Annotated in this window: 5 protein-coding genes; 4 read left to right on the top strand and 1 reads right to left on the bottom strand. The window is 76.6% G+C overall.

Annotated features, from left to right (window positions below):
- Nucleotides 1-674 (top strand): C40 family peptidase (locus CBZ_RS10480; RefSeq protein ID WP_130781505.1); only part of this gene is annotated, 674 nt, incomplete at its 5' end.
- A 131-nt stretch (nucleotides 675-805) separates the two neighbouring features.
- Here CBZ_RS10480 and CBZ_RS10475 read toward each other — a convergent pair.
- Nucleotides 806-1,303, bottom strand: a complete 498-nt coding sequence (locus tag CBZ_RS10475; RefSeq protein WP_130781504.1) for an inorganic diphosphatase — start codon at nucleotides 1,301-1,303, stop codon at nucleotides 806-808.
- Between the two features lie 171 nt (nucleotides 1,304-1,474).
- Here CBZ_RS10475 and dacB point away from each other — a divergent pair, with 171 nt between their 5' ends.
- The 3 genes from dacB to CBZ_RS10460 all read left to right on the top strand — a co-directional run.
- Nucleotides 1,475-2,884: a D-alanyl-D-alanine carboxypeptidase/D-alanyl-D-alanine endopeptidase gene (gene dacB, locus CBZ_RS10470; RefSeq protein ID WP_130781503.1), complete on the top strand. Its 1,410-nt coding sequence runs from the start codon at nucleotides 1,475-1,477 to the stop codon at nucleotides 2,882-2,884.
- A 31-nt stretch (nucleotides 2,885-2,915) separates the two neighbouring features.
- Nucleotides 2,916-4,016 carry an Rv3626c family coenzyme F420 biosynthesis-associated protein gene (locus tag CBZ_RS10465; RefSeq protein ID WP_130781502.1) on the top strand — a complete coding sequence of 367 codons (1,101 nt, stop codon included), beginning with the start codon at nucleotides 2,916-2,918 and terminating at the stop codon, nucleotides 4,014-4,016.
- 292 nt (nucleotides 4,017-4,308) lie between these two features.
- On the top strand, nucleotides 4,309-4,598 hold a 290-nt coding region (locus CBZ_RS10460), incomplete at its 3' end, for a PP-loop family protein (protein ID WP_281274871.1).

The raw sequence follows: 4,598 nt of genomic DNA, 5'->3' as shown, positions 1-4,598 counted from the left end.
CCGCCGCCCGCGCCGCGGCCCTCGCGCCGCCGGCCGCTCAGCCCTCCACGCCGCAGGCCAACCAGCCCGCCGCACCGCCCGCCGCCGGGGGGACCGGCGGGACGAACGGCGGCTCGACCGGGTCGACCGGGTCCACCGGCTCGACCGGTGGCAGCACCGGCGGGACGACGGGCGGCACGACCGGGGGCTCCACGGGCGGCTCGACCGGAGGCACCACGCCTCCGCCGGTCGCCCCGGTCGCCCCGCCGGTCGTCACCGCGCCGACGACCCCGAACGGCCTCGGCACGGGCCGCTCGCGCGGCTCCGCAGCCGCGGGCGCCGCCGCCGTCGAGTGGGCGAAGACGCAGGTCGGCAAGCCCTACGTGTGGGGCGGCGCGGGGCCCGACGGCTTCGACTGCTCCGGCCTCACCATGCAGTCGTGGCGCGCCGCGGGCGTCAACCTCAACCGCACCTCGCGCGACCAGTACAAGCAGGTCCTCAAGATCAGCTACGACGAGCTGCGCCCCGGCGACCTCGTCTTCTGGTCCACCGACCCGAACAACCCCGACGCGATCCACCACGTCGCCATGTGGGCCGGCAACGGGCAGATCGTCGAGGCGCCGACCTACGACAAGCCCGTGCGCGTCGTGCCCATGCGCTGGTCGGGCACCATGCCCTTCGCCGGGCGCCCCTGACCGTCTGCCGACGGTCGACCCCGGCACGACGACGGCCCGCCACCCCTCGCTCGGAGGGACGGCGGGCCGTCGTGCGTGGTCGTCGACCGCGCGTGGCCGCGGAGCCGTCCGGCAGGACGGCCGCCGACCGGTCAGTGCTGGTGGTACCCCGTGTCGATCGCGCGCTGCCGCGACCGCTCGATCTCGGCCTCCGCCTCGGCCCGGCCGACCCAGTGCGCGCCCTCGACCGACTTGCCGGGCTCCAGGTCCTTGTAGACCTCGAAGAAGTGCTGGATCTCCAGACGGTGGAAGTCCGACACGTCGTCGATGTCCTGGCGCCACGCGGCGCGCTGGTCGCCCGTCGGGACGCACAGCACCTTGTCGTCGCCGCCCGCCTCGTCGCGCATCCGGAACATGCCCAGCGCGCGGCAGCGGATCAGGCAGCCGGGGAACGTCGGCTCCTCGAGCAGCACGAGCGCGTCCAGCGGGTCGCCGTCCTCGCCGAGGGTGCCCTCGATGAACCCGTAGTCGTCGGGGTACCGGGTCGAGGTGAAGAGCATCCGGTCGAGCCGGATGCGGCCCGTCGCGTGATCCACCTCGTACTTGTTGCGCTGCCCCTTGGGGATCTCGATCGTGACGTCGAACTCCACAGCACTCCTCCGCACCACGTCCGCGCCCGGGTGACGGGGTCGGCGGACCCGGCGACATTCAGTCGTCGTGACGGCGCGCCGGGTGTGTCGGGGGCGCCCTTGTCTCGGACAGTAGTCTGACGCACCGGTGCGTGGGCGTCCCGTCCCGGTCCCGGCAGGAACAAGGTGATCATGGCCACAGCGGTCCGCGTCGTCGGCACGGCGGCGCTCGTCGTCGTCCTCGCGGGCGGTGCCTACGCGACGGCCGACGCCTACGACGTCGCCCCCGGCCTGGTCACGCTCGCGCCGACGCCCGCCCCGCCGTCGCCCTTCCCGACGGCCCCCGGCGCGGTCGACCCCGGGCCGGCCGTCGCCGCCCTCGGCGAGCTCGACGCGCAGGCCCCCGTGCCCGGTGCGGCCGCCGTGCAAGCGCTTGTCGACGGTCTCGTCGTCGACCCGCGGATGGGCGCGAGCGTCGGCGTCGTCGTCGCCGACCAGCTCACCGGCGAGGTCCTCGCGTCCCACCTGCCCGACCAGGGCCGCACCCCCGCGTCGACCGCCAAGCTCGTCACGGCCGTCGCCGCGCTCGACACGCTCGGCCCCGACGTCACGCTGCCGACGACCGTCGTCCAGAGCGGCGACCAGATCGTGCTCGTCGGCGGCGGCGACATGATGCTCGCCGCAGGCGCCGGCGACCCCGACGCGACCGTCGGCCGGGCCGGCCTCGCCGACCTCGCCGCCCAGGTCGCCCGCGAGCTCACCCTGCAGGGCCGCACGACCGTGAGCCTCGGCGTCGACGACACCCTGTTCGCCGCCCCCACGCTCAGCCCGACCTGGAACCCGTCCGACGTCACCGCCGGCTTCGTCGCACCCGTCACGGCGCTCGCCGTCGACATCGCGAAGATGCGCGAGGGCGAGTACCCGCCGCGGTACCCCGACCCGTCGATCGCCGCCGCCCGCACGTTCGCGCAGCGCCTCGCCGAGGTCGGCATCACCGTGAGCGGGTCGCCGCAGCGCACGAACGCCCCCGAGGGCGGCACGACCCTCGGCGAGGTGCGGTCCGCACCGCTCGAGGACGTCGTCCACTACTTCCTCGACACGTCCGACAACACGATCACCGAGGTCGTCTCGCGGCTCGTCGCGATCGACGCCGGGCTGCCCGCGAGCTTCGACGGCGGCGCGCAGGCCGTGCTGCACGCCGTCGCCGCGGGTGGCGTCGACACGACCGGCGCGCACCTGTCCGACGCATCGGGCCTCGGTGCCGGGTCAGTCCTCGCACCCGACCTGCTGCTCGACCTGCTGCGTCGCTCGACGGACCCCGCGCACCCCGGCCTGCGGGAGGTCGCGACCGGCATGCCGGTCGCCGGGCTCACCGGCACCCTGTCGGACCGGTTCACGTCGTCGACCGCCCGCGGCCTGGCCCGTGCGAAGACGGGCAGCCTGCCCCACGTGACGGCGCTCGCCGGCACCGTGATGTCCGCGGACCGACGCCAGCTCGTGTTCGTGGTCCTCGCCGACCAGACGCCCGACGGCGGGCAGTGGGGGCCGCGCGCCGCGATCGACGGCTTCGTCACGTCGCTGTCCGGGTGCGGCTGCGCCTGACGCCCCTGCGCCCGCCGTCTACGGTGACCTGATGGACGACAGCGCCGCCCCTGTGGACTGGCCGACCGCCGCGCGCATCGCGGGGCGCCTGGCCCGCCCCGGCCCGGCCGCGACGCGTGGCGAGGTCGAGGACCTCGTCGCCGGCCTGCGGGACGCCGCCCACCGGGCCGGCGGTCACGCCGCCGAGATCACCGGCCTGACGGCCGTCGACGGCACCCCGCCCGACCAGGTGTCGCGCGTGCTCGTCGTCGACCGCCCGCGCTGGGCGCGCGCCAACACCGAGATGTTCGCGCTCCTCGCCGCACCCCTCGCGCACCGCCGGGACGGCACGCCGCTCGTCCCGCCGCCGGGCACCCGCACCGTGGGCGCCGCGCAGGTCGGCGGGGTCCTCGCGCTGCTGTCCGGCAAGGTCCTCGGCCAGTTCGACCCCTTCACCGCCGCCCCCGGCGAGCAGGGCCGGCTCCTGCTGGTCGCCCCCAACGTGCTGCACCTCGAACGCACCATGGGCGTCGACCCCGCCGACTTCCGGCTGTGGGTCGCCCTGCACGAGCAGACGCACGCCCTGCAGTTCGCCGCCGCCCCGTGGCTCGCCGACGTCCTGCGCAGCCGGTCCGCCGAGCTGCTCGCCGACCTCGCCGCGTCCGTGCCCGGCGAGGGCGGGCGCCGCCCGACCGCCCCCGACGGGACGAGCGCCGCCGACATGCTCTCGACGCTCGTCCGCGCGGTCGTCGGCCCCGACGACGGCACCAGCGTGCTCGACGTCCTCAGCCCTCGACAGCGGGAGGTCTTCGAGCAGGTCGGCGCCGTCATGGCGCTGCTCGAGGGTCATGCCGACGTCGCGATGGACGCCGTCGGACGCCGCGTCGTGCCGTCCGTGCGGACCATCCGCCGCAAGTTCGAGGCCAAGCGTGACGAGGGCGCCGGGGCCCGCGGGTTCGAGCGCGTGCTGCGTCGCATGCTCGGGCTCGACGCGAAGCTCGCGCAGTACCGCGACGGCGCCGCGTTCGTCCGCGCCGTGCAGGGCCAGGTGGGTCGCGACGGCTTCAACGCCGTCTGGTCCGGCCCCGACGCACTCCCGAGCCCGGCCGAGATCGCGGACCCGGCGTCCTGGGTCCGCCGGGTGCACGGATGACGCACGGGGCGCCCGCCGTGGCCGCGCCCGCCGCGTGGCGGGCGTGCGGGCGGCCGGGTGCTGGGATGGCGCGGGTGTCGCCGGACCGTGTCGGGCCGACGGGTCGTTGGGCGTGCGGGCGGCGGGGTGCTGGGACGACGCAGGCGTCGCCGGGTCGTGTCGGGTCGACGGGTCGTGGGGCGTGCGGACGGCCGGGTGCTGGGACGACGCAGGCGTCGCCGGGTCGTGTCGGGTCGACGGGTCGGTGGGCGTGCGGGCGGCCGGGTGCGCTGCGTGTGACGACGCCGCGGTCGTGAGCGGTCCGGACCCGCGCGTCGCCGCGGTCCGCGGTGCCGTCACCGCGTGCGTCGAGGACCTGCCCGCCGACGCCCTGGTGCTCGTCGCGTGCTCGGGCGGGCCGGACTCGCTCGCGCTCGCGGCCGCGACGGCGTTCGTCGCCCGCCGGTCGGCTCGGCAGTCCGGTCGGCGCGGAGCGCGGGCGCTGCGCGCAGGTGCCGTCGTCGTCGACCACGGCCTGCAGCCCGGGTCGGCGGAGGTCGCCGCGCGCGCTGCCGCGACGTGCCGCGACCTCGGCCTCGACCC

The organism is Cellulomonas biazotea (assembly GCF_004306155.1).
Classification (GTDB): Bacteria; Actinomycetota; Actinomycetes; order Actinomycetales; family Cellulomonadaceae; genus Cellulomonas; species Cellulomonas biazotea.
Note: the sequence above shows the minus strand (reverse complement) of the source record. Positions and strands in the feature narration are given on the sequence as shown.

Excerpts from the sequence above, each read along its gene's own strand:
- dacB (WP_130781503.1), top strand. The coding sequence starts at position 1,475 with ATGGCCACAGCGGTCCGCGTCGTCGGCACGGCGGCGCTCGTCGTCGTC.
- CBZ_RS10465 (WP_130781502.1), top strand. The coding sequence starts at position 2,916 with ATGGACGACAGCGCCGCCCCTGTGGACTGGCCGACCGCCGCGCGCATC.